At 45.4% G+C, this 410-nt stretch carries 1 pseudogene; it reads right to left on the reverse strand.

The features are described from left to right. Window positions 1–65: 65 nt before the first annotated feature. Window positions 66–410, reverse strand: a pseudogene (locus tag HC175_RS19555) (hypothetical protein); the annotation flags it as partial.

A 410-nucleotide genomic window follows, 5' to 3' on the forward strand; every position in this document is an offset into this window, starting at 1 on the left:
TGCCAACTGCCAACTGCAAACTGCCGAGTGCCCATTGCCTACTCCTGATCACTGAATACTGATCACTAATTTTTAGCCGGTGGAAAATATCTTAAAAAATACATTTTATCCCCGCTTGGATGATCCCATTCGTTAAATAGCTCAAATCCGTAACGCCGGTAGGCCAAACTAATACGTTTTATCCGTGTTTCAGCGTAAATAGGTAGTTGCAGATCCTTGGCTATTTCGTAGAACTTATTTTTCATTTCGTAAGCGACCTTGGCGTCATCACTGCCGCGGGCATCAGAGAGGATACCCCAGAACCAACAGTACAGGTAGTCTCCTTCTTTGGGACGTTGGGCTTTCACGTAAGACTGGGTCTTCATCGCCTTAAGTCCCTTTTTGATCCCAGTGACGTTTAGAGCCAGCTT

Source organism: Salinimicrobium oceani, assembly GCF_012037645.1.